General features: G+C 44.8%; 24 protein-coding genes. 2 read left to right on the top strand and 22 right to left on the bottom strand.

Going from position 1 to position 23,057, the window contains the following annotated elements:
* Positions 1 to 52 precede the first annotated feature (52 nt).
* Both gmd and G590_RS0111145 read left to right on the top strand, forming a co-directional pair.
* A complete protein-coding gene (gene gmd, locus G590_RS19300) occupies positions 53 to 1,144 on the top strand; it encodes a GDP-mannose 4,6-dehydratase (RefSeq protein ID WP_022765746.1) in 1,092 nt (363 codons plus the stop codon).
* A 19-nt stretch (positions 1,145 to 1,163) separates the two neighbouring features.
* Positions 1,164 to 2,105, top strand: a complete 942-nt coding sequence (locus G590_RS0111145) for a GDP-L-fucose synthase family protein (protein WP_334291215.1) — start codon at positions 1,164 to 1,166, stop codon at positions 2,103 to 2,105.
* 63 nt (positions 2,106 to 2,168) lie between these two features.
* On the opposite strand, the gene G590_RS0111140 is transcribed toward G590_RS0111145, so the two are convergent.
* The 22 genes from G590_RS0111140 to G590_RS0111035 form a co-directional block, all read right to left on the bottom strand.
* Entirely contained in the window at positions 2,169 to 2,606 is a 438-nt protein-coding gene (locus tag G590_RS0111140; protein WP_022765744.1) for a CAP domain-containing protein, read from the bottom strand.
* Between the two features lie 142 nt (positions 2,607 to 2,748).
* A complete protein-coding gene (locus G590_RS0111135; RefSeq protein WP_022765743.1) occupies positions 2,749 to 4,566 on the bottom strand; it encodes an LIC_10190 family membrane protein in 1,818 nt (605 codons plus the stop codon).
* Positions 4,567 to 4,596: 30 nt separating this feature from the next.
* A complete protein-coding gene (locus G590_RS0111130) occupies positions 4,597 to 5,052 on the bottom strand; it encodes a divergent PAP2 family protein (protein ID WP_022765742.1) in 456 nt (151 codons plus the stop codon).
* Positions 5,052 to 5,924, bottom strand: coding sequence for a dTDP-4-dehydrorhamnose reductase (gene rfbD, locus G590_RS0111125; RefSeq protein ID WP_026494087.1), 873 nt, complete (start codon positions 5,922 to 5,924; stop codon positions 5,052 to 5,054). Before rfbD ends, G590_RS0111130 begins: the two co-directional genes overlap by 1 nt.
* A gap of 87 nt (positions 5,925 to 6,011) precedes the next feature.
* Positions 6,012 to 7,208, bottom strand: coding sequence for a DUF3048 domain-containing protein (locus tag G590_RS19295; RefSeq protein ID WP_022765740.1), 1,197 nt, complete (start codon positions 7,206 to 7,208; stop codon positions 6,012 to 6,014).
* A gap of 53 nt (positions 7,209 to 7,261) precedes the next feature.
* Positions 7,262 to 7,525, bottom strand: a complete 264-nt coding sequence (locus tag G590_RS0111115; protein ID WP_022765739.1) for an HPr family phosphocarrier protein — start codon at positions 7,523 to 7,525, stop codon at positions 7,262 to 7,264.
* 16 nt (positions 7,526 to 7,541) lie between these two features.
* Positions 7,542 to 8,816 (bottom strand): CdaR family protein, encoded by a 1,275-nt coding sequence (locus G590_RS0111110; protein ID WP_022765738.1) that lies wholly within the window; start codon positions 8,814 to 8,816, stop codon positions 7,542 to 7,544.
* The gene (gene cdaA, locus G590_RS0111105) at positions 8,813 to 9,679 is read right to left on the bottom strand and encodes a diadenylate cyclase CdaA (RefSeq protein WP_022765737.1); all 867 of its coding nucleotides are present in this window, start codon (positions 9,677 to 9,679) and stop codon (positions 8,813 to 8,815) included. Before cdaA ends, G590_RS0111110 begins: the two co-directional genes overlap by 4 nt.
* 19 nt (positions 9,680 to 9,698) lie before the next feature.
* Entirely contained in the window at positions 9,699 to 10,637 is a 939-nt protein-coding gene (locus G590_RS0111100; RefSeq protein WP_022765736.1) for a hypothetical protein, read from the bottom strand.
* A gap of 1 nt (position 10,638) precedes the next feature.
* Complete coding sequence (locus G590_RS0111095; protein ID WP_022765735.1) at positions 10,639 to 11,034, bottom strand: hypothetical protein; 396 nt, start codon at positions 11,032 to 11,034, stop codon at positions 10,639 to 10,641.
* A 9-nt stretch (positions 11,035 to 11,043) separates the two neighbouring features.
* Entirely contained in the window at positions 11,044 to 11,451 is a 408-nt protein-coding gene (locus G590_RS0111090; RefSeq protein ID WP_022765734.1) for a flagellar protein, read from the bottom strand.
* An 18-nt stretch (positions 11,452 to 11,469) separates the two neighbouring features.
* Positions 11,470 to 12,210, bottom strand: coding sequence for a ComF family protein (locus G590_RS0111085; RefSeq protein WP_026494086.1), 741 nt, complete (start codon positions 12,208 to 12,210; stop codon positions 11,470 to 11,472).
* Positions 12,194 to 14,452 carry an SF1B family DNA helicase RecD2 gene (gene recD2 / locus G590_RS0111080; protein ID WP_026494085.1) on the bottom strand — a complete coding sequence of 753 codons (2,259 nt, stop codon included), beginning with the start codon at positions 14,450 to 14,452 and terminating at the stop codon, positions 12,194 to 12,196. Before recD2 ends, G590_RS0111085 begins: the two co-directional genes overlap by 17 nt.
* Before the next feature lie 74 nt (positions 14,453 to 14,526).
* Positions 14,527 to 14,940 (bottom strand): hypothetical protein, encoded by a 414-nt coding sequence (locus G590_RS20680; protein WP_022765733.1) that lies wholly within the window; start codon positions 14,938 to 14,940, stop codon positions 14,527 to 14,529.
* A 21-nt stretch (positions 14,941 to 14,961) separates the two neighbouring features.
* Positions 14,962 to 15,795 carry a flagellar hook-basal body protein gene (locus G590_RS0111070; RefSeq protein ID WP_022765732.1) on the bottom strand — a complete coding sequence of 278 codons (834 nt, stop codon included), beginning with the start codon at positions 15,793 to 15,795 and terminating at the stop codon, positions 14,962 to 14,964.
* A 140-nt stretch (positions 15,796 to 15,935) separates the two neighbouring features.
* Complete coding sequence (locus tag G590_RS0111065) at positions 15,936 to 16,895, bottom strand: flagellar hook-basal body protein (protein ID WP_022765731.1); 960 nt, start codon at positions 16,893 to 16,895, stop codon at positions 15,936 to 15,938.
* A gap of 56 nt (positions 16,896 to 16,951) precedes the next feature.
* Positions 16,952 to 17,944 carry a rod shape-determining protein gene (locus G590_RS0111060; protein WP_022765730.1) on the bottom strand — a complete coding sequence of 331 codons (993 nt, stop codon included), beginning with the start codon at positions 17,942 to 17,944 and terminating at the stop codon, positions 16,952 to 16,954.
* A gap of 154 nt (positions 17,945 to 18,098) precedes the next feature.
* A complete protein-coding gene (gene pseF, locus G590_RS0111055) occupies positions 18,099 to 18,788 on the bottom strand; it encodes a pseudaminic acid cytidylyltransferase (RefSeq protein WP_022765729.1) in 690 nt (229 codons plus the stop codon).
* A gap of 14 nt (positions 18,789 to 18,802) precedes the next feature.
* Positions 18,803 to 19,876, bottom strand: coding sequence for a UDP-2,4-diacetamido-2,4,6-trideoxy-beta-L-altropyranose hydrolase (gene pseG, locus G590_RS0111050; protein ID WP_022765728.1), 1,074 nt, complete (start codon positions 19,874 to 19,876; stop codon positions 18,803 to 18,805).
* Positions 19,876 to 20,931 carry a pseudaminic acid synthase gene (pseI, locus tag G590_RS0111045; protein WP_022765727.1) on the bottom strand — a complete coding sequence of 352 codons (1,056 nt, stop codon included), beginning with the start codon at positions 20,929 to 20,931 and terminating at the stop codon, positions 19,876 to 19,878. The genes pseG and pseI overlap by 1 nt, the downstream gene beginning before the upstream one ends.
* A gap of 14 nt (positions 20,932 to 20,945) precedes the next feature.
* Positions 20,946 to 21,401: a GNAT family N-acetyltransferase gene (locus tag G590_RS20675; protein WP_022765726.1), complete on the bottom strand. Its 456-nt coding sequence runs from the start codon at positions 21,399 to 21,401 to the stop codon at positions 20,946 to 20,948.
* A gap of 15 nt (positions 21,402 to 21,416) precedes the next feature.
* Positions 21,417 to 22,505: a glycosyltransferase family 52 gene (locus tag G590_RS0111035; protein WP_035763124.1), complete on the bottom strand. Its 1,089-nt coding sequence runs from the start codon at positions 22,503 to 22,505 to the stop codon at positions 21,417 to 21,419.
* Positions 22,506 to 23,057 lie beyond the last annotated feature (552 nt).

Here is a 23,057-nt window from a genome sequence, read left to right as displayed (position 1 = left end):
ATATGGAAAAGTGCAAATCAACTTTATTTTTCAAATAAGAAAGGACCAATTTATGGCAAAGAAAGCTTTGATAACCGGTATCACCGGTCAGGACGGATCCTACCTTGCAGAGTTCCTGCTTGAGAAGGGATATGATGTTCACGGAATCATCAGAAGATCTTCCGTAGACTACAGAGAGAGAATTGCTCATCTTGAAGGTAAGCCAAACTTTCATCTCCACTACGGAGACCTCGGCGATTCCATGAGTATACTCGGCGTAGTATCAAAGGTTCGTCCCGATGAAATATATAACCTGGCTGCTCAGTCACACGTACAGGTATCCTTCGATTCACCCGAGTTTACAGCAGACGTTGACGCAACCGGCGTACTTCGTGTTCTTGAGGCAGTTCGTCTCTGCGGACTTACCGAGACATGTAGAATCTACCAGGCATCTACATCTGAGCTCTACGGCAAGGTTGAGGAAGTTCCTCAGAACGAGAAAACTCCTTTCCATCCTTACAGCCCTTACGCTGTTGCCAAGCTCTATGGTTTCTGGATTGTAAAAGAGTACAGAGAAGCCTACAACATGTTCTGCTGCTCAGGAATTCTTTTCAACCATGAGTCAGAGCGCAGAGGAGAGACCTTTGTTACCCGTAAGATCACTCTTGCAGCTTCAAGAATTGCTCAGGGCAAGCAGGATAAGCTTTACCTCGGAAATCTCTCCAGCCTTCGTGACTGGGGTTATGCAAAAGACTATGTTGAGTGTATGTGGCTTATCCTTCAGAACGAGAAGCCTGAGGACTTTGTAATCGCTACAGGTGTACAGCACTCAGTTCGTGAGTTTGCCCAGCTCGCATTCCACTATGCAGGCATCGAGCTTGAGTTCAGAGGCGAGGGCGCTGACGAGAAGGGTTACGACAAGGCAACAGGCAAGGTTCTTGTTGAAGTATCACCTGACTTCTACAGACCTACAGATGTTGTTAACCTCTGGGGAGATCCCAGCAAGGCTAAAGAGAAGCTTCACTGGAATCCACAGTCAACATCCTTTGAAGATCTCGTAAGAATAATGGTAGAGCACGATATGGCCAAGGTTGCAGTTGAGAGAGCCAATGAGCACGTTGAATTCAACCTGGCTGAATTCCTTGAGAAAGGCATAGATAAGTAAACAGAGGTACAAAACTATGATGGAAAAGAAAGCTAAAATTTACGTAGCCGGCCACAGAGGAATGGTTGGTTCCGCAATCGTAAGAGAATTAAAGAAACAGGGCTATGAAAACATCATAACCAGAACCCACAAAGAACTTGATCTCACAAGACAGGATCAGGTTGAGAACTTCTTCGCTGAAGAGAGACCCGAGTATGTATTCCTGGCAGCAGCCAAGGTTGGCGGTATCATGGGCAACTCTCAGGCACTTGCAGATTTCATGTATGAGAACATGATCCTTGAGATGAATGTTATCAACTCTGCATGGAAAAACGGCTGCAAGAAACTTGAGTTCCTCGGTTCATCCTGCATTTACCCAAGGATGGCACCTCAGCCCATGAAAGAGAGCTGTCTCCTTACTTCAGAGCTCGAGAAGACCAACGAGGCATATGCTCTTGCCAAGATCTCAGGCCTTAAATACTGTGAGTATCTCAACAAACAGTACGGAACAGACTATATTTCCGTAATGCCCACAAACCTTTACGGGCCAAACGACAATTACCATCCGACACATTCTCACGTACTTCCCGCTCTTATTCGCCGTTTCCATGAGGCCAAGGAGCAGAACCTCCCCTACGTAACATGTTGGGGTGACGGAAGCCCTCTCAGAGAATTCCTTTACGTTGATGACCTGGCTAACCTCTGCGTATTCCTTATGAATAACTACAGCGGTAACGAGACCGTTAATGCCGGCACAGGAAAAGAGCTTACTATCAAGCAGCTTACTGAGAAGGTTGCAAAGATTGTCGGCTACACAGGAGAAATCCGTTGGGATCCCACCAAGCCAAACGGAACACCAAGAAAGCTTCTTGATGTATCCAAGGCAAAAGAGCTCGGATGGACTTATACAACAGAATTGGATGACGGAATCAGACTTGCTTACGAAGACTTCCTGAACAATCCAATGAGAGCTGAGAGATAATAACTTAGATCACATAAAAATGCCCGCCACTTTCTTAAGTGACGGGCATTTCTCTATTTTAAATCAATTAAACTCGCATACTATGTATGTTTCTCCGTTGGTGCCCTGATAATATGCAATACCAACGCTGGTACAATTCTTTCTCATTACGTTTGCTTTATGAGAAGGACTGAGGAGCCATGCCAGAACAACATTCTCAGGTTTTTGCTGAGCATCATTTACCGCATGAGCAAGGTTTTCGGCTTTAGTCGATTTTGACACCGTATACCAGGCTTTTCCGTTCGGACGAACATGCGAAAATCTCGAAGAACATTCTTCCGCTCTTGTCTGAGCCACTCCGGTAAGAGTAGAATCCAGACTTACTGCGCCAAGCCCCTGCTGTGCCCTGGCGTCATTCATAAGAGTCAGGATATCATCCTCTCTTGCTGCCTTTGCTGTTATTGGTTGAAACAAAATTCCAAGCACAAATACCAAAAGAACTGATAAAATCGCTCTTCTCATAATGTATCCCCCAAGCGCAACTTGTACGCTTTTTCTATTATTTATGATACATTATTTCGTCAGAAATTACAGCGAACTTCAGCCTTTTGTCTGAAAATTTATCGTTTTTTAATATATTGGCAAATAATTTATGGTCTTTTAATTATTTAGCTATTGTCTTAAATCCATCTTTAATTTCCCGACCGATAAGTTCAACTTCTCCGGTAATATCATGAGTTGCCGATGGAAATGGATCGTATCCGACCTGATCTCCCGAAACCGGATAATATATGGTTTCTGATCCCATTTCAAAGGAATCAACTTCATATGTTCCGTAGTCCTGTTGCTTTAAAAGATATTCAGGATTAAAGTGCCTGTTATCCTCCAAGGCAACAACCACACATTTATATATGAACCATGCCATAAATACTACAACAAGGACCTTTACCACAATTTCTTTTACATCATCATTAAGCAGCCTGTTATATGCGATGATAAAGGTTCTGCCAAGAATAACTGCAGGCAGGAGCCATACATAGACAACTCCGTATCTGATAAGCGGCGCGCTGAAAAACCAGAAGGCAAAGCAGCCGATAAGAGTACCTCCGATTGTAAGGAAATCTGCAATGTTCAGCATGCTTCTGTGGCTTATTTCAAAGACCTTGGCTCTGTTCAGGGTCTTTAACTTATCGGACTTCTCGCCTGCAACGACGAGCAGAAAATAGACGAGATAAGCAATGTAGATCACTATTGAAGCCAACGCCAGCACGAGCATTATCTTATTAAGGCCGGTAATTCCCGCAAACCAGTTAGGTACCCACTGTGAAAACGGCACATTGCCATATGCAGCAACGTCGTTGTAGCCCCTTCCAAAGGTTCTAATCTCCATAGCATCAAATTCCGCTACACCCTTTGGAACCTCCCAGTAAAACCCAAAGAAATCAAGCATTGTGACAGGATATAGCAACCACCCCGATAAAATAATATTCCTAATCAAAAACGGAACTGCTATTACAAGCGCAAGGATCACTGAAGTCCAAAAGGCCTTCATCTTCTCTTTTGTCCTGTCATGGAAAAGCTTGTAAATTGGAACAATAGTCAGAAGAAGCATAGGTGCCGCAGAGAGCTTGATTGTGATTGCATACACTCCCAAAAGCGCCAGAAGAATATATGGCACATAAGACCTCTCATGTCTTACATACATATCAAGCCAATGAATGATTATGTAGAAAACAAGACAGGAAAGGAAGTAATCGGATGCAGGAGCCATCATCTCATCATAGATGGTAAATAAATAATAAATTGCTGCAAGTCTTGCAAAATCAGAAATTACGAGATGTCCTCTTCTATAGACATTCTTGATATCAACGCATTGCCAAGCAAGAAGAAGTGCAAAAAAGCCCGACATAACATGATAGGACTGTCCTCCCAAAAACCTGAAGCTGTAGATAGCCGTCAGCGGAAAGGCAGAACTGTTATAGGCAAGTCTCACATGGAGATTGCCCAGTCCTTTTACAATCCCGTATTCTTCTATCCAGCGAATTGCCTGGGCGTGGTACAGATCAGAATCATAGTGCATTATGCCATGGGATGCCCCATATGCCATGATCAGAAAAACTGCAAGATAAATATAGAAATTGGCACCGGCTCTGAGTTTCCCCTGCATGCTAAGAAGTTCTTCAAATAACTCCTGGCGGTAATAAACCGCAACAAGCATGCTTACGGATATCAGAACGATATTGGCGCCAACAGAGACCTTAGAAAATAAGCTGACAATCTGTGCAAAAACAGTTACAAGTACAACTCCGGTGATGATATAGCTTTCCCTGAATCTGAAATCATACCGTTTTCCTTCCTTGATATGCTTTTTGCCTTTTTTATGGCGCATACCCGGAAGACTGACCAAAGACATCAGAAAGCCGTAGCCAATCAGATATGTTGTAGCAATGACATATAACCAGATGAAAAGCACTGTCAGCATAGCTTTTTATGCCCCCAATAGGAAGAATAATTACAAACTACAAACAATAAAACCTACTACAATACCCAAGAGTGCACCAAAGAAAACCTGTGTTGGTGAGTGTCCCACGAATTCCTTGAGCTTTTCTTCAGGTGAAATATCACTGTCCATCTGCACAAACCAATCCATCATGTTATTGATGACCTTGGCCTGCTTGCCGGTCTCACGTCGAACGCCCATTGCATCATGCATAACAATAAGCGCAAGGATAGCTGTAACTGCAAATTCAAAGGTGTCTGGTCCAAAGTAAAAAGCAGTGGACGTCACCATAGCCATAACTGTTGCTGAATGCGAGCTCGGCATTCCTCCGTCGCCCAAAAGTCTCTCCGGGTTGAAGCTCTTATTTACAGCGACATATATAATGGTTTTCAAGACCTGAGCAACCAGCCAGCCACAAAACGCTGCCAACAGTATCTTGTTGCTCAATACTCCATTAATAAAACTCATCAAAGGATCTCCTTAAGGTACTCTTCTATTGCATAGTGCCAGTCAGCGAACATAAAGTCAGAGGTAAGCTTAAACATATAGTTCTCAAGAATGCTGTAAGCAGGTCTTGGAGCTGCCTGAGGATTCTTGGCTGTATATTCCTCTGTAGTAACGTGATTAACCTTGGTTGATTTACCGGCAATCCTGAATATCTCCTCAGTAAAATCAGCCCAGTTGGTATCTCCTTCACAGGTACCGTGGAATACTCCGTAATTCTCTGTTCCGAGAAGGAAATGTATAGCCTTGGCAAGCTCAGTTGTGCTGGTAGGTGTACCAAGCTGATCCTTAACAACGCTTACTTCATCATACTTTTCAGAAAGACCGAGCATTGTCTTAACAAAGTTCTTGCCATCGCCATAGAGCCATGCTGTTCTGATTATAAAGAAGTCTCTGGCAAACTGCTTGACCATCTCTTCTCCGGCCAGCTTGGTCTTACCGTAAACACTGACAGGACCTGTCTTATCAAATTCAATATACGGTCTTGTTCCGTTTCCTTCAAAAACATAGTCTGTTGAAACATGGACAAGCTTAGCTCCCACTTCTGTAGCTGCTATCGCAAGATTTCTCGGACCGATAGCATTGATCTTATAAGACAGATCAATATCGCTCTCCTGCTTGTCAACCGCTGTATAAGCAGCACAGTTGATAATAACTGAAGCCTTGGTCTTTCTTGCAAGGTCAACAACCGCATCTACATTAGTAATATCAAGAGGGATAATGCCTTCTCCCTGAAACACATCAGTGTTGATAAGCTCATATTTATCCCTGGGAAGTTCCTTGTTTATTGCTCTTCCAAGCTGTCCGTTGCATCCTGTAACTATAATTTTTTCCATTTCAGGCACCTTTCATTTCTTCTAACGAAACACGTAGCGGACGACATCTCTGCCGTCCGCCTATTATCCATTACGTTTTAACAGATATCAGTCTGCGTACTCTACACCATTAACTTTAAACTTAGAGAATGACTTTCCTTTAAGCTGAATGACAAAGATCATTGTTCTACCGGTATTGAATGTAACCTCTTCACCGTTGTCATCATAATATGTTGTAGGAGCATAGTCACCTGTCTTCTCCCAGGTAACATGGATCATCTTGCCCTTTGTGATGAAGTATCCGTCATTGGTTGTGTCATGCATCTGATATGCAAGATAACCGTTATCATCACGAGTCTCATGATATGTTCTCTGGATTACAATATTTGCAAATGAGAGCTGCTCATTGGTAAGAGCATCCTTCTGTGCTGATCCGTAAAGAGTCTTGAGGTAAACACCCTTCTCTTCATCATATGTAAGAGCTGACTTGGTTACAGGGAAGCAACCTGCCATATCGATTTCTGTTGCCTCTACAGCATCAGAATAATCCTCAAGAGTATTGGGATTCGTATATCCTGTAAACTTAAAGTGTGGCTCGCCCTCAAAATAATCTCTGTGCTCAAGCGAGAAACCGGCCTTGCTGATAGCATTTGATACGTGAGATCCGTCTGTAAAAGCTGTGTGCTCTGAAGTACTTCCCTCAGGTACTCTGAAGAATGCGCCGTAATCGGAACCCATTGCTCCACCTACACCATTCAGATTGTCTACATCGTCCTTACCATCCGGTCTTGTCTTTCCTGTAAGAACACCCTTAACATAGAGCTCAGGTCCGCCGTAGTGAACAATAACCGGATCATACTCGAGTGCTGCATATACAAAGTAATCACGGATACTACGAATATTACCGATACGCTCAAGATTCTCCCAATCCTCAACGATACCCATCTGACGGCTCATGCTGCCCTCTTCCATGATCTCATAGAAAACAGCTACATTGCTGAGTCCGTACTGTGGCTGAGCTTCCTTATTGATAGGATACATAACTGCAAGAGGTCTTGTTGTATTGATCTTTTCATCAACCCACTGGTTAGTGAAGTAACTTCTTACCATTCCTTCTGCAGGAGGAGCATCCTCATCGATAACCTCTTCCTCAGAACTTGCTTCTGTTGCTGCAGGAGTAACTTCCTGAATATCTTCAAGTTTCTCGATACTGAGTCCCACAACAGCCTCGTCGCTGGATTTTCCGCAGCCAAAAAGCATTGTTACAGCCAGACCTGCAACTAATGCAGCCTTAAACTTTTTCATTTCCCAAATTTCCTCTCTAATTTTTTAACCAATTGATTTTAACACAAGATAGATTACTCGCCAAGTCCCGTTTCTATAGCCTCAATCAGTGCATTCATGGCTTCTTCCTCATCCGGTCCCTCGCACTTAAACTCAAGCTCATCACCGCATTTGATGCATGCGCCGAGTACGCTGAGTACACTCTTGGCATTGGCTACATTATCGCCATAGTTGAAAGTAATATGTGATTTATAGTTCATCGCCACTTTGCAAAGATTGCCGGCAGGACGAAGATGTAATCCTGTAGGATTGGTAATGACAACTTTTTTCGTTACCATTAAGCTAAACCTCCTCTTAATTCTCCTCTACAGTAACGTAGACACTGACTGTTCCTTTGGCTGTAACACCATCCGGAAGAATCCAATTCACATCTGCACTGTAGGTTCCGGCCTTAAGCTCCGTAAGGTCGTTGGCAGCAAGAATATCGTCTATGTTGACACTGCCCTCGAGAGAATTCTCTGAAACATTGTTAAGTGTACTTGGCAGTCCCGAAAGTGAAAGCGACACTGTATCATACTCGGTGTCATCCACATAGACATTAAATCCTGCAGTATCTCCGTTAACTGCTATCCTTGATACACTCACGTCATAGGTTCTGGTATCAACAGCCGAAACATGTACAACCACCGAAACAGATCCGCTGAAGTCCTCATCTGCAAATGTCACTCCTGAAGGCAGGTACTGTCCGAGATTGTATGTGTAGGTAAGATTTCCGGTAAGTCCGCCTACATCAATGTTAGGATCGTCTACCTTGATCTCATTAACCGAAGAAAGAGTATTGCTTCTTCCGGCAATCTGTACTGTATCAGGTGTACTCTCGACTTCTCCGGTAAATATGTAGCCTCCGGCAGGTTCACCGCTCACCGAATATGTGATGGGCACATACTTGGTTTCATAAATGACTACATTAACCCTTACTGTCTTGATATTCATAGAGATAAGTGATGAATCCACCACTTCTCCCTCTGCATCCAGAAGCATGATATCCGCATCGGTTCCGATATTGGAGGTAAATCCGGTAACATCTACATCAACTGTCGCCGATGCAACCTGATTGACCACAGATTCAGGTCCGCTTATCCTGACCATGTTCTGCTCGGTTGTGACATCTCCGATGACATAACCGTCTGCCAGAGATCCCGATGTGGTAGCTCCAAGAGCAAGGGATTTGGATGCCTTTCTCTCTACACTGAGCTTGACCATATCTGAACTGGTGTCTATCTTCTCAATCTTGTCGAAGTACTTGTTGGTCTTAACATCCACACTTACGGTGTTAAGACTTGAGAGTTCCTGCAAGTCAGCCGTTGCAATAACATTGTTCTGGCTGAGAGAATCTATGATTGATCTGGGTGCATAGATCGTCACACTACTGATGGTGTCACTTCCGTCAAGGATCGTATACACCTGACCCTGATCGGTAATAAGATTTGTATTCTTGAGCGTTACCGGTATGTTGGTATATCTAACCGAAGTAACCGGATCGTTTATATTTGTTACAAGGAACCATACTACTATCGCGAAGATAAGTGAAGCAAGCTTAAGTCCCCAGTTGGCCGTCAGTCTTTTCATTTTCTCACCTTGGCCTTTCTGGCAAGGTACTTAATAGGCGCCTCTTCTTCGTGTTTGTCCTGAAGTACCCTAAGTCTCTCCCTTAACCTGTCGCTGTCAAGAGCTCTTTCAAGCTCTCCCTCATAGGCAACGCTTATCTTACCTGTCTCCTCAGAAACAATGATTACAAAACAGTCTGTTGCCTCAGACACACCGATACCGGCACGATGTCTCGTACCAAGTTCCTTACCGATACCCATGTTATCGGAAAGCGGCAGATAGCAGGTCGCCGAAGTGATCCTGTCTCCCCTTATTATGACAGCTCCGTCATGGAGCGGTGTGTTGTGTTCAAAAATATTGATAAGCAGCTGGCTTGTTACTATACCATCCACATCAATTCCTGTTCTCTCATACTCTGTAAGAGGATGATTCTGCTCAATTACTATAAGAGCTCCTGTCCTTACCTTGGCCATTTCTACGCAGGCTCTTGTTATTTCATTGAGAGTTTTATCCGAGAATCTGCCTGAGCTCTTTATATCGCCCAGGGACAGGACATTGGAAAAGAAATTTTTCCTTCCCAGTTCTTCCAGAGCCTTCCTCAGCTCCGGCTGCAGTATTACCACAATGGCTATGATGGCTATACTGAATACCCTCTCAACAATCCACAGGATTGTTGACATGTTTAAAAGAGCGCACAGCAAAATAAACACAAGAATAACTATGACCCCCTTTAAAAGAGACCATAGTCTTGTATTCCTCGCCCATACCAGAATGTGATATACCAAAAATGCAATAATACAAACTTCCAGAATATCAGAAAATCTGATAGTCGGCATATGAAGGCTTGTTCTGTTGAAGTCAAAAAGAAAATCTATCTGATCCATGACATTCCCCAAAAACTAATCAGCGCTGCTCCCTCGCGCGGTTAATCTTTTTTACCTTCCTCTCGGGTGTTGCTACAGTTACCTTAGGTACTGCCTTAACATAGTAATAATATTCGTCGTCCTCGAACTGGACTTTCTCGGTTCTGCTGTAGTCCAGATTAAATGCAAAGAACTCAAGCACCAGCATAAGCAGTGCAGAGATAATGGTTCCGATGATAACTCCCGGAATTGATATCTGTGAATCAGTCACGATATCACCGATGAGTGTAAAGATGATAAGTCCGATAGCTCCGACTGCAATGGCAATTTTCCAGGAGTTGTCAACCGAAGATCTCCTGATGATATAAACCAATACAAGAGTTACTGCAAATGCAGCTATCATAACTATCATTTCCTTGTTTCCGACTATTCCGCCTACAATATTCGAAAACTCATTGGCTGCCTCCTCAACGCCATCGCTTCCAAAGCTTGTGGCATTTGATGAGAAGTATGAGATCATATATGAGATCACAAGTCCGAATGAAACGGATACCACTGACGCAGGTGTTCCCAAAAGTCCCATAGCCAAAGGCATTACGTATGGGATACGCATAAAGAAAAAGATCGGTGTCAGAAGAACCGCCAAAGTATCTTTCGGTGAAAATCTGAAGTATAAAAGAAACATCAGAAGGAAGATCACCAGCGCAATCAGAGCACACTCTACCCCAAGAGAATACAGGTGTCCGATAACAAACGCCGCAGATATAAACACAATAAAGTTAGCCGGGAGAATTGCACAAAGAAGTGAAGCCATCATTACAATGGCAACATTGGTAAGTGCATCCATATAACCAAGCTTATTGTTGATGACCATTATAGATACAAGCGCCAAAAGAAACTTCCAAATGTATGTAAGGTACGTCTCATACTTGATATAAAAGCGCTTTATATACTGTTTTAATTCCAAAAGTGATGTCATGTCATTGTTCCTTTTCGTAGATTCTGGCTAATTTTTTTAAATCTGCATAATATGCCTTCATACTCTTACGCATCTTGGTGTAACGATAGGAATAAATGACATATGATACAAGAGAATACACGCCAACAAGCAGGAGGTAATATATCAGGTACCTCCTGCCGATTGCCAGTAAATTTTCCGTATTGTATAGATTTGATAAAACGGTTTCAAAATTACACAAAACATAGGTCGCAATTACAATTCCAAAGACAATTGTGGCGCTGATCAGGGATTTAATAACGTTAAATCCGATATAATCACTCTTAAAGTATGTGTTGATAGCGTCATTCTTCTTGCCTTCACGATCTATGAAAGCAGCCATTTTGGTCATCAAAATGACTTTTTCTTCATTTAACATCGCTGCTCCTTAAGTATCCAGGAAGCGCATCCCCGCTTTAGGCTCCTTCTTAACCGGCTGCTGAAGTGCAGGCTTGGGTTTTGCAAATGTATTGTTAAGATTATTGGCCATACTGGTCTTACACTTAGCACAGAATCTTCCTGTTGTTATTGGCTCTCCGCAATTCTCGCAAAGAAGCTGAATCGGAGAATCCTTAGAGAACATAAGTCTCTCTTCACGAATCCACTGCTGGATCTGTTTGGCAGATACCTGATTATCCTCGGTTATCTGTTTCAAGCTGGCAGTTGGGTTGTCAACTATGTACTGTTTTACCTTCTGAAAGTCCTCCTCAATTGCCTTTTTACATGGATCGCAAATAGGCTGACCTCCGATGTAATTAAACATCTTTCCGCATCTTGCACAATTCCGTAAGTTCATAAGCTGACCTCCATATTTTTAAGTAGTTTGCCCGATAGCCAAGGTTAGACAATATATTTTCTCAACTCCTGCCATCCGAAACTCATGGGCGATCTCATCAATAGTACTTCCAGTTGTATAGATGTCATCGATAATAAGTACGCACTTAAATTTTACATCATTTTTAGCTATAATAAAAGCCTTTTTCAAATTATTACGGCGTCCGCGAGCGTCCAGTTCCTTCATTGGAGCTGTGTTTCTGACCCTCGTCACAAGTTCTTCGCAGACAGGTATGCCAAGCTCTGCGGAAACTGCTCTTGCATATACCGCCGCCTGGTTATAACCTCTTTTTCTCTCTTTGGCATGATACATCGGAACCGGAACTATAGCCTCTATTCCGAGCGCTTTTAGTTTTCTTCCGAGAAGCTTTTTTGTGGCGAGCCCATAGAATGCTGCGTATTCCTGCCTTCCCATGTACTTGAACTTATAGATGGATCCTGACACCGACCTGTAGACAAACACCGAATAGCCTCTGTCAAAATTGTGCGCCTTGACGCTGCAATCGTCGCAGTACTCTGCTGTCGGATCCGAAAGCGGTTTCCCGCACTTTACACAGGTAGCGCCTCTTACGTATTTAATTATTCTGTGGCAGCTTTTGTGGATAAGTCCGCCTCTTGTAATGTGCCCGTCTCTTATCTCAAAGGCCGGCACCACCCCATCACACACAGGGCACCTTCTGGGGTAAAGAAAATCCAGCGCCCGACTAAAACTCTGATGCATTAAATATTTCTATGATCCTGTCTTTCAATCCTGTATATCTTTTGAGCTGTTCCTCATTCTCAACCATACTCATCAGTGTCTGACTGCTGCCCAGTATGCACACGGTACTCCTGGCCCTGGTCACCGCTGTGTAGAGCAGGTTTCTGTTAAGAAGAACTCTCGGTCCACCGAGTATCGGCAGCACAACAGCCGGATACTCGCTTCCCTGGGATTTATGAATGGTTATGGCATAGGCAAGCTCTATCTCATCCAATTCAGCATATGGATATCTGACCTGCCTTCCCTCATCAAATTCAACCACAACGTCCTGGGAGTAATCGTTAATGCTCTTTATAACGCCCATATCCCCGTTAAAAACTCCGGTTCCGGAATCTATCGGAATATTATATCTTCCGATAACCTCCCACGCAGCCTGATAATTGTTGCGGATCTGCATAACCTTGTCACCCTCTCGGAAAATGCAGTCGCCTACTGTATGTTCCTTCTTGGAAGGATCAGGAGGATTTAAGTGTTCCTGAAGTATAAGATTAAGCTGCACTGCTCCAAGGGGGCCCTTTTTCATGGGTGTCAGCACCTGGATATCGTAAGGACCCGCGTCCACGTAGGACGGGAGTTTATCCCTGATGAGCTGCACCATGTGCTTGTATATGACTGCAGCTTCGCTCCTCTCAAGGAAAAAGAAATCCTTACTCTTATTATCAAGGACCGGCCTTTCGCCGTCGTGTATCCTGTGGGCATTCATTACAATGTCGCTCTCCTCGGCCTGCCTGAATATCTTTTTCAGGTAGGTGGTAGGGAACTTGCCACTGTCTATAAGGTCTCTCAAAACCTGTCCGGGTCCAACACTGGGAAGCTGCGAGCTGTCACCTACAAGTATCAGATGTACTCCCGGCACAAGAGCTTTTAACAATGCGTAAAAGAGATGAATATCCACCATAGACATCTCATCAATGATGATGGCATCCGCTTCTAACGGATTTTCCCTGTTCTTCTCAAAGTGTACTCCGGAGGATTTCATTGATGGATCATCGGAAACCTGCCCCGACACCTCCAAAAGTCTGTGTATAGTCTTAGCTTCATATCCGGTGGCTTCCGTCATCCTCTTGGCAGCTCTTCCGGTCGGAGCAGCCAGCATAATATCAAGTCCCATGTCGGCGTAATAGCTGATTATGGTATTGATGGTAGTGGTCTTGCCTGTTCCGGGTCCTCCGGTAATTATTACAACTCCGTTGGTAATGCTCTTTAAAACGGCATTTCTCTGTAGATCATCAAGTTCAATTCCCTTGGCTTGTTCAAGCTTTAATATAAGCTTTCTGTACTCTTCTTCCTGAGCTGGTGTGATCTTCTCTGAGAGATTGAGCCCCTCAAGCATTGCAGCACACCCCTGCTCCTCATAGTAATAATTAGCGGAGTATACCTGATCTTCGTTCTTGCAGACCAGTTTCCTGTCCATAACAAGATTGGATATATGTGTTTGAATATTCTCCCTGCAGATCTCATAGCCGGGTCTTGTCTGCAGTACCTGTATAGTCCTTGCCACCAGATCTTCCATGGGGAGATAGGTGTTGCCGTCCATAGCTGCCTGAGAAAGCGCGTATAAAATCCCGCTCCTTATCCTGTAATCCGAATCCACCAGGATTCCGGCTTTCTCAGCTATTTCATCGGCTGTCTTAAAGCCCACTCCGCTTATATCTTCAGAGAGCTGATACGGATTCTCTTTGATCACGCTGTAGATGCGGTTTCCGTAGGTGTTAAATATTTTTACCGACAAAGCATTTCCTATACCGTACTGCTGCAGAAAGATCATGGCATCGCGCATTTCTCTCTTGCTTGCCATCTGAGTTCCGATATCCTGGGCTTTCTTGAGACTAATGCCCTTTACTTCTGCCAATCTCTCTGGCTCATCCTCAATGATCCTGAAGGTATCATCACCAAACATCTTGACTATCCTGGCAGCAAGAGCTTCTCCCACGCCTCTTATGGCGCCGGAGCCAAGGTATCTTTGCATGGATACAGCATCATCAGGTATTGAAATCTCATAGGAAGCGGCTTTGAACTGACTGCCATAGACAGGGTGATTTACATATTCACCCTCAATCTCGATAGTGTCCCCAACATCAACATCTCTGAATGAGCCGGTGCAGATAACCTCCGCATCAGCTGTTACCAGATTCAGAACCCCGTATCCGTTCTCGGAATTTCTGTATAAAAAGTGTTCTATATATCCCTTTACTTTTTCCATAGTCTGAATTATAGCATAGAAAAAGTCGCCAAGACTTTAAGATTTTCTTAAGATTTGGCGACTTTTGTATTTTTTTAAATCTGCTCCGGTCCCTGAGTCTTTTCAGCTTCAGGAGCCGTAGGAATGTCGTAATTTCTTTTCAGATTCTCATATAACATTTGGGCAAATCCGTTGCTCTGGGTGTCCACCGAATCAGCACATATATCCTGAAGAGTCTGATTCTTGAAATAATCCACAAGAGTCGATGTGGATTTATCCTGATCCTCACTCTTAAGAGCATCTACAGATTTCTGCATCTCCTTGTAGATCTGCTCCATGAAGTAAGCTTCAAACCCCTTACAGGCCTGCCAGAGCTCATCATCCGATGTCTTGGATGTGGTGTTCTCAAGCTTTTTCTGAAGAGCAATGCTGCTGGCGTTCTTGCTCTCCTGCATAGCATATTCACTTATAGCCGATGCGCTTAAACCGCTGACATTATAGCTTGCCATAACTTCCCCTAACTACAGCTTTTATCTCTTAAGTGAGTTTGCTGTCTGCATCATCTCATCTGTTGTCTGGATTGCAGTTGAATTCATCTCGTATGCACGCTGCGCAACAATGAGGTTAACCATCTCTGTCGCAACGTTTACATTTGATCCCTCAAGATATCCCTGAACCAGCTCGGATTTCTTAATATTTCCGGCTGCCTGATTCTCATTTATTGCTGCACCGCTGGCAGCTGTCTCCTGCCATGCAACGCTTCCGACTCTCTGAAGTCCCTCTCTGTTGGGGAACTGCCAAAGACCTATCTGCTGGCCGTTAACTTCCTGAGGAACGCCCTGTGCATCGGGATAATAAATCTTGCCGTCGCCACCGATCGTTATGCGGCTTGCAACGAAGTTTCCGTCAACCTGAATGGGCTGATCGTTGATTCCAAGAACCCTGTTACCTTCTGCGGTAGTAAGAACAAGAGGTGATCCGTTACCACCTGAAAGTGCCCATGTAAAGTTTCCGTTTCTTGTATAAAGTACCTGCTGGCCGTCTGCCCCCTGGTACTTGAAGAAGCCATCACCACTAATGGCGATAGCTGCCGGGTTGGCATTCTCCTGAAATGATCCCTGGGAAAAATACTGATTTATTGTAGAAGTACGAACACCAAGACCCACCTGTGATGTAGTAGGCTTAGGTGCGCCGTTTGCTGTTGTAGTTATAGTCTGTAACTCTTGATATAAAAGAGATTTGAACTGAGCGCCCTGAGCTTTATAGCCCGTTGTATTAACGTTAGCGAGATTGTTGGATATAGTATCCACATTCGTCTGCTGGGCGTTCATTCCTGTAGCTGCTGACCATAAACTTCTTACCATATTATGCCACCTCCGATTCAGTCAGAGCTCTTACCATCCGTGGCTCCTTCTGAACAATTCGTCATCCGTGACTACAATATAGTTCTCTGTTTATTTATCGTCATACTACGTATTTTAAATTATTAAAAAAGTATAAATTTTTAACTCATGGTTCCAATCTGGTTAACAGCCTTATCCAGAGTGTCATCAATGGTGGTGATCATCCTCTGGTTGGTATCGTAGTTTCTCTGAACCGCGATCATGTTGACCATCTCATCGACCACAGAAACATTGGACTGTTCAAGGAAGCCTGCGTAAACCTGGCCTGTGCCCTCCTCAGCAGCTGCATCGCCGACAGGAACATAACCGTTCTCACCATAGTGTTCCAAAATGGTGTAGGTCTCCATTCCGTTTTTCATAACAGTCTTTTCAAAGTCGAACACACCAACCCTTGCTACAACCGCACCATTCTGGACAATCTCACCATTTGTGGAAATCTGTACCGGAAGATTGGGATCCAGCTCAATATGTCCGCCATCCTGCGACAGAACAAAGTCACCATCCTGAGTCACAAGTACACCTTCATTGTTCAGGGAAAAGTTACCATCTCTGGTGTACATTACCATCTGTTCAAATCCGTTTTCTCTCATCTGATCCAATGAGAGCTTGCCTGCCTTGTAAGCTGCAAGAGCTCTTTCGTTCTGATATCTCTGAAGCCGCCAGTCGTTATTGGGGTTACGGACTGTTGTTCCCTCTTCGTCTTCTTCCTCATCCGCTTCGGTTGCTTCCTCTTTCATGGCATATTCAATTCCAAAGAATCCGCTGCCGCCGATAGCAAAATCAAAGGTGTTATGTGTTTCCTTCATCGGGCCCTCAGACCAGTCAACATAACCTTCACCGATCTTAACCCCGGGATTAATAATGCCCAGTCCACGGGCAGTGAACGGGGCATCAGTAATGTCTTTAATTTTGAGCGCAAGCTGATCCTTGAAAGACTCTGCAGTTGCGCCTTCCTTCTTGTAACCGTTAGTGTTGGCATTGGCAAGATTGTTGGTGAGCACATCCATCCTGTGCTGCTCATTGATCATCCCTGTGTAAGCAGTGTAAAGACCTTTTACCATACAAAATACCTCATGCCATCCTGGCCTACTACCGCTCAATCCATGAGCAGTGCATATTAGTCCTCGTGATAACCTGAGATGAACTCAATGTAACGGCCTGTTCCGATAGCAACGGCTGTCATTGGATCCTCAGCGGTCATGGTATTGATACCTGTCTTTGAATAAATGAGATCCTCAAGTCCGCGAAGAAGAGCTCCGCCACCTGTAAGGACAATTCCTCTGTCAGCGATATCCGCTGCCAGCTCCGGAGGTGTGTTCTCAAGCACGCTGTGGATAGCCTCGATGATCTGTGATGTAGGCTCTCTGAGCGCCTCCTCTGTCTCCTCTGAAGATACTCTTACTGTCTTGGGAAGACCTGTTACAAGGTTTCTTCCGCGAACGTCCATTGTGTCGTTCTCAGCTCTTGGGTAAGCTGAACCGATCTTGATCTTGATGTCCTCGGCAGTTCTGTCACCGATAAGAAGATTGTGTTTCTTACGCATGTAACGAACAATCGCCTCGTCGAAGTCATCGCCCGCAACCTTAACTGATGTGCTGACAACTGTTCCTCCGAGAGAGATAACAGCAATATCTGATGTGCCGCCGCCTATATCAACGATCATGTTTCCACATGGTTTTGTAATATCAATTCCGGCTCCGATAGCTGCTGCGATGGGCTCCTCGATGGTCTCAACATCTCTGGCTCCGCAAAGTCTTGTAGCATCTTCTACAGCCTTCTTCTCAACCTCAGTTGCACCTGAAGGTACACATACTGCGATAAACGGCTTTCTGTGGATCCTTCTGCCGATAGCCTTCTTGATGAAGTATCTCATCATCTGCTCGGTTATCTTGTAGTTTGAGATAACTCCCTGGCGAAGAGGTCTTACTGCAACGATGTTGCCCGGTGTACGACCAAGCATGAGTCTTGCATCCTCACCGATAGCCTTGATTTCTTCTGTATCTCTGTCATATGCCACAACTGATGGCTCTTTTAAAACAACGCCCTTGCCCTTGATATATACAAGTACAGAGGCTGTACCTAAATCGATTCCGATATCTGCATACTGCATAATTCTCAAATACCCCTTTCAACGCATTTATCAAAGCGCATAAATGCGGATAATACAATAAGTCTATGATTTCATTCCACATTATAACCCAAAGAAAGACAATTTAAAAGAGGGCATTCATCCTTTATATATATCGGACGCCCTCTCTCGTTACTTAACCTTCATTCAAAAGATTGTATTTAAGCTCTGCCAGCTTCCAGTCAACCTCGTTGTCAATGTCCTGTACCTCAAGCTCAGAAAGTTCCATCGGCAGAATATCTCCCACCATTATTCCGTGGTTCTTAAAAAAGCTCTCGCTCCTCACAACATAGAACTGTCCCGCATCGTGGAAATGAGGCTCAAGGTCCTGACTTCTCTTTGAGAGATTCTCGGGCTGCCTGAACACAAGCTTTCCATCATGGATCTCCATGGCCCTCTGCGGCGGATATGAAAATCTCACCACTGGGATAAGCGAATCCGCATAGGAGGCTGAGAGTTCCTCCACAGCGTCTTTTAACCTCTTCGCTGTTATAAACGGCGCTGTAGGATAGATGCAGCAGAAAATATCAAACTCCTTGCCCCTGTCCTTGTAGGTATTCAGCACCTCTTCGATGACATCAACGGTTGTGGCAAAGTCATTGGCCGTTTTTTCACTTCTGAGGAAAGGAACCTTAGCTCCGTACTTTTTGGCGATCTCCGCAATCTCTTCATCATCCGTGGAAACCATCACTTCGTCAAACACTCCGGATGAGAGCGCCGCCTCGATTGAGTATGCGATGATGGGCTTTCCGTTAAACTCCTTGATATTCTTACGGGGAATCCTCTTGCTGCCTCCCCTTGCTGTGATCATAGCCAGTGTTTTCATAGATAAATCCTCACTTAGTTTTTGGTTAAAAGAGCTTTTGCAATCCTTACAGCTCCGCGGCCGTCCGTGACATCCGCAAGGGCTCTCTTCATAGCCGGTATTTTTTCTTTATCTGTCAAAAGACATTTCACTTCCCTGCAGATATTCTGCAAGGCCATGTCTCTCTTTCCCTCTTCTGTGACGTCTCCGGCAAAAGACATTCCGCCTGTGCCCTGCCAGAATGATACGTTGAACTTCTGGTTGTCCGCCACCTGATAGAAAACAACAGGAAGCCCTACTGCTGCGCACTCTGTAAGCATTGTTCCGGCTGCTGCCACTGCCATGTCGCAGTTCCTCATCAGCTCTGCCATGTGATCAACATTCTTTAGTATCTCGACGCTTTCGTGTTTTGCAGAAAAGCTCTCGAGTTCATCGAGATTGCCCACCATGCTGCCTGCAACAACTTTAATGCAGGCCTGATCTGTTATTCCGTGCTCCTCAAATGCCTTTAACACACCGGAGAGCATCCGGTACATGTCGGCTCCGCCGGAAGCTAAAAGGATAGCCGGTTTGTCCTTTTCCGAGTCCGCATGACCGTCTTTCTGATAAAACTGCTCCCGAAGAGGTGCGTAAGACAGGCCAAGCAGCAGCTCTGTAGGCTTTCCGTTATGGCCGCTTTGTCCCTTGTAAAGCCTGTCGTAATCCAGCATCTCATAATATCCGCTGTAGTTGATGAGTATATCCACCGGATAAGGCTCTTTTCCCAGATCATCCATGTAGGCCAGGGCGCAAATATCCTTAAGTTCTTCAAAGTATCTGACGGTAACCTGATAGGAATCCACCAGGAGCGCCGTGATCTTCCGCTCTTCAAGCTCGTGTCTCAGAGCCGGGATTTCTTTTTCCATGTCCTGCCAATTGCTGCCAAGGATGACCGTCTCGATACCGGAAACACCTTTTGCGTAGAGCTCAACCAGCTCCCCCGACTCTTCATCCGCCACAAAAAAGGTCACAGACTCTCCCTGCTTTACTATTTCCTTGGCGATAGTAATGCAGCGCATGACGTGACCTGTTGCGATTATTCTGTTGGCATCTGCTCTAATACCGATCATCAGTCAATAAGCTCCCAGCTAAGGGGTGTGCCTTTCTCTATGTCACGGGAAGCCTTTTTGCCAAGGACTTCCTCGTAGTGTTTGGTGTGCATTCCGTTTCCGGGGCGGATGGATCTGACATTTTCTTCTGTTATGACTTCGCCCTTCTTCATGTCTTTTACCACAAAAAGAGATCTGGAGAGGCTCCTCTCCTTGATCTGCTTGTCAGTGAGCTTGTACTCATAAGAACCAAGGGCTTCTTCCATGATGCGCACTTCCTTTACCATCTGCGCAAACTCAGCGGGCTCCATGGAGAAGGCATCGTCAACTCCGCCTGCGGAACGGCTAAGTGTCAGGTGCTTCTCTATCATCTTAGCGCCGAGGGCTATGCTGCCCACAGGGATTGTTCCTCCCGGTGTGTGATCGGAAAGGCCCACAACGCAGTCGTACTTGTCCTTAAGGCCCTGCATCATGCGAAGGTTAACAAGGTTGTAAGGTGTAGGATATGCACTGACGCACTTAAGAAGGATCACGTTATCGTTACCCTCTTCCTTGCAGGTGTTAAGAGCTAGCTCAATGTCCTCCACGTATGCAATTCCTGTTGCGAAGATAATTGGCTTGCCGAGCCTTGCGATCTTCCTGATAAGGGGAATGTCGTTTATCTCGAAGCTTGCGATCTTATAAGCAGGGACATTCAGATTCTCGAGGTAATCCACCGATGTGGGATCAAAGGGTGATGAGAACGCCTCCATCCCAAGCTTTCTTGCCTCAGCAAAAAGACCTTCATGCCACTCCCAGGGTGTATAGGCCTCCTCGTAGAGGTTATGAAGGGTTCTTCCGGCCCAGAGTCCGTCGCCGGGTGTCATAAACCACGGCTTATCACAGTCAATGGTTATGGTATCCGCTGTATATGTCTGGAGCTTGATGGCATCCGCGCCCGCTTCCTTGGCAGCGTGGATGATCTCTATAGCTCTGTTATAGTCTCCGTTATGATTGCCGGAAAGCTCAGCCACTATCATGGCCGGGTGGTTTTCTCCAACCGTTTTGTTTCCGATTTTGATTTCTTTATTAAACATGGTCGTTTGTCACCTCAAATTTCTTTTGTGAAGAAGTAGGAATCTTCTTGCTCTGTCTCGCTGTATCCGTTCGCAAGAAAGCATCTGCAGGAAGCCCTGTTGCCTTTAAGTACGCTTCCGGACAGCCTGTTTATCCGCTCTCCCGCTTCGCTCTCCGACAGAGTCTTTTCCAAAAGAGCGAGTATCTTTTTGCCATAGCCCTTTCCGCGTGCCTCGGGTGCTATCATATAACTGATCTCTCCAGTCGTACCTTCTATGTCAATTCTGATGTTGCCGACTTTTTTGTTTCCGTTCATCAGAATGTACATAAGTGTGTTCTCCCGGCCAAGGCGCTTGCCGAACCATAGCATATGGCTCTCAAGGTCGATCTCGTCCTTGTTAAAAGAGTTCGCGCGGGTGGTGGGGTCGTTTCTCCAGTTAAAGACATCCTGCGCATCTTCAATTGTCGCATTACGTAAAAACAATGCCATTATAACTTCCTCGATTTATTTGTCCAGATTCTCAGTCTTTCTGTGAATGGAAGGATCCTCGTATTTATCAAGGAAATCCAGTCCCAGGTAGACGATCTCTTTTGCAAAATAAACATTCTCCATCTGAGTTATGACAGAGATTACCTTATCAACCTTAAAGCCCTCGATGTCGCCAAGAACTTCCATCGGGAATTTGTCTCTGATGACAACTGTATCCGGGAATTCTTTTTCATAGTCGAGAACATCCCTTGGATGAGGCTTGATGATAACGCGGTTATCCGCCTTGTACTCATCTATTATGTCGGAAAAGAGCTTTTTCCTGACGTCCATTTCGCACAGGGGTTCAGTCAGTATCATGACCTGAGGGCGTTTGTCGCTGCCATCTCCGAGAAGCTGACCTACAACGCTGTCTTTGTTCTCAAGGAAGATATCCACAAGAATCCTATGGTCCTCAGGTGTTAGTTTCTTATCGAGCTCTTCCCTGGACTCCTCCACCACGTTTGGCGGAAGAGAATGATTGGCGCTGATGTCGTTTACTTCATAGTCAATGCAGTATCTGCTGTATCCGCTCTCGATAAAGATAAGCCCAAGCGCTGCCATGGCGCGCTTAAGTGGCCACGCTCCTCTGTTGGCGTTTCGAGCCTGATCATCAAGTCTTCCGGAATTCAGACCATCCTCAATGGCGTGATAGCGGATCTTCTTGTAATTCAGGTAGTAGCCGATAGGGTCCGAATCGCAGAACACGTATACATCGCCGTAGGTCGAAAGATCCGTCGGAATGTGAGGTTCCTGGAGCTTGCCAAGGAGTTTGGTGTAAGTGATCCTCTGAAGAAGGTTTGCAACGATGTTGCCCTTGTCCCTGTGATAGCTCATGACTTCTTCGCTGGTCACATCTTCCTTCTCGTCAAACATGTAGACTTTATCGAAGACTCCGGCTCTCTCGAGACGCTCTTTCAGCCTTCCAAAGTCATTGGACATGGTGCTCAGCATGATGTCCGCTTTTGCTTCGCTGTCATGTTTTTTCACCAACTCTTTCACCACCGCGATATAGGCGTGGTAGTAGGTATGGCATATGTAAATTCTTGTGTCATCTCTTTTACTCATATCAAGTATTATATTCTAATTGCGCCAAATAAAAAAGATGAGTCACCGGGGACGTTTCAGATTGACTCATTTTGAGTCGTAGAGGCGGCTCTCTTCAACATATTGTCCCATTTTCTATACCCAAAAGGCACTTTTTCGGCTATATGTAGAAAGATTTTGCCTTCAAAATCTTTGAACGCCAAATTTTCTACGCCCACAGCCAAGTTTTTGTCATATATATAGAAACAGTTCAATCAAATTCTATGCCCACGAGGTACTTTTTTTCATATATGTAGAAAAAATGAGCATCTCCATTTTTTTACTTCAATATTTTCTATGCCCAAAGGGCACTTTTTCTCATATATGTAGAAAATTCGACATTTAAATTTTCTTCAGCATCACAACTACCAGACTACAAAGCTTTTGTGATAAATCTCTGTTCCAGGCAAGTGCCTATATCCCCTAACGCAAGCAACCACTCGCATAGCGAGTCACTAGAACCGTTCCTTTGCCTCCTCGCATAGCAAGCCAACAGAACCGTCCCCTTGACTCCCCTTGTCTCTTTACAAGTAA

Origin of the sequence: Butyrivibrio sp. XPD2006, from assembly GCF_000420865.1 — a bacterium.
Lineage (GTDB): Bacteria > Bacillota > Clostridia > Lachnospirales > Lachnospiraceae > Butyrivibrio.
This window is presented reverse-complemented; position numbering and strand designations above follow the sequence as displayed.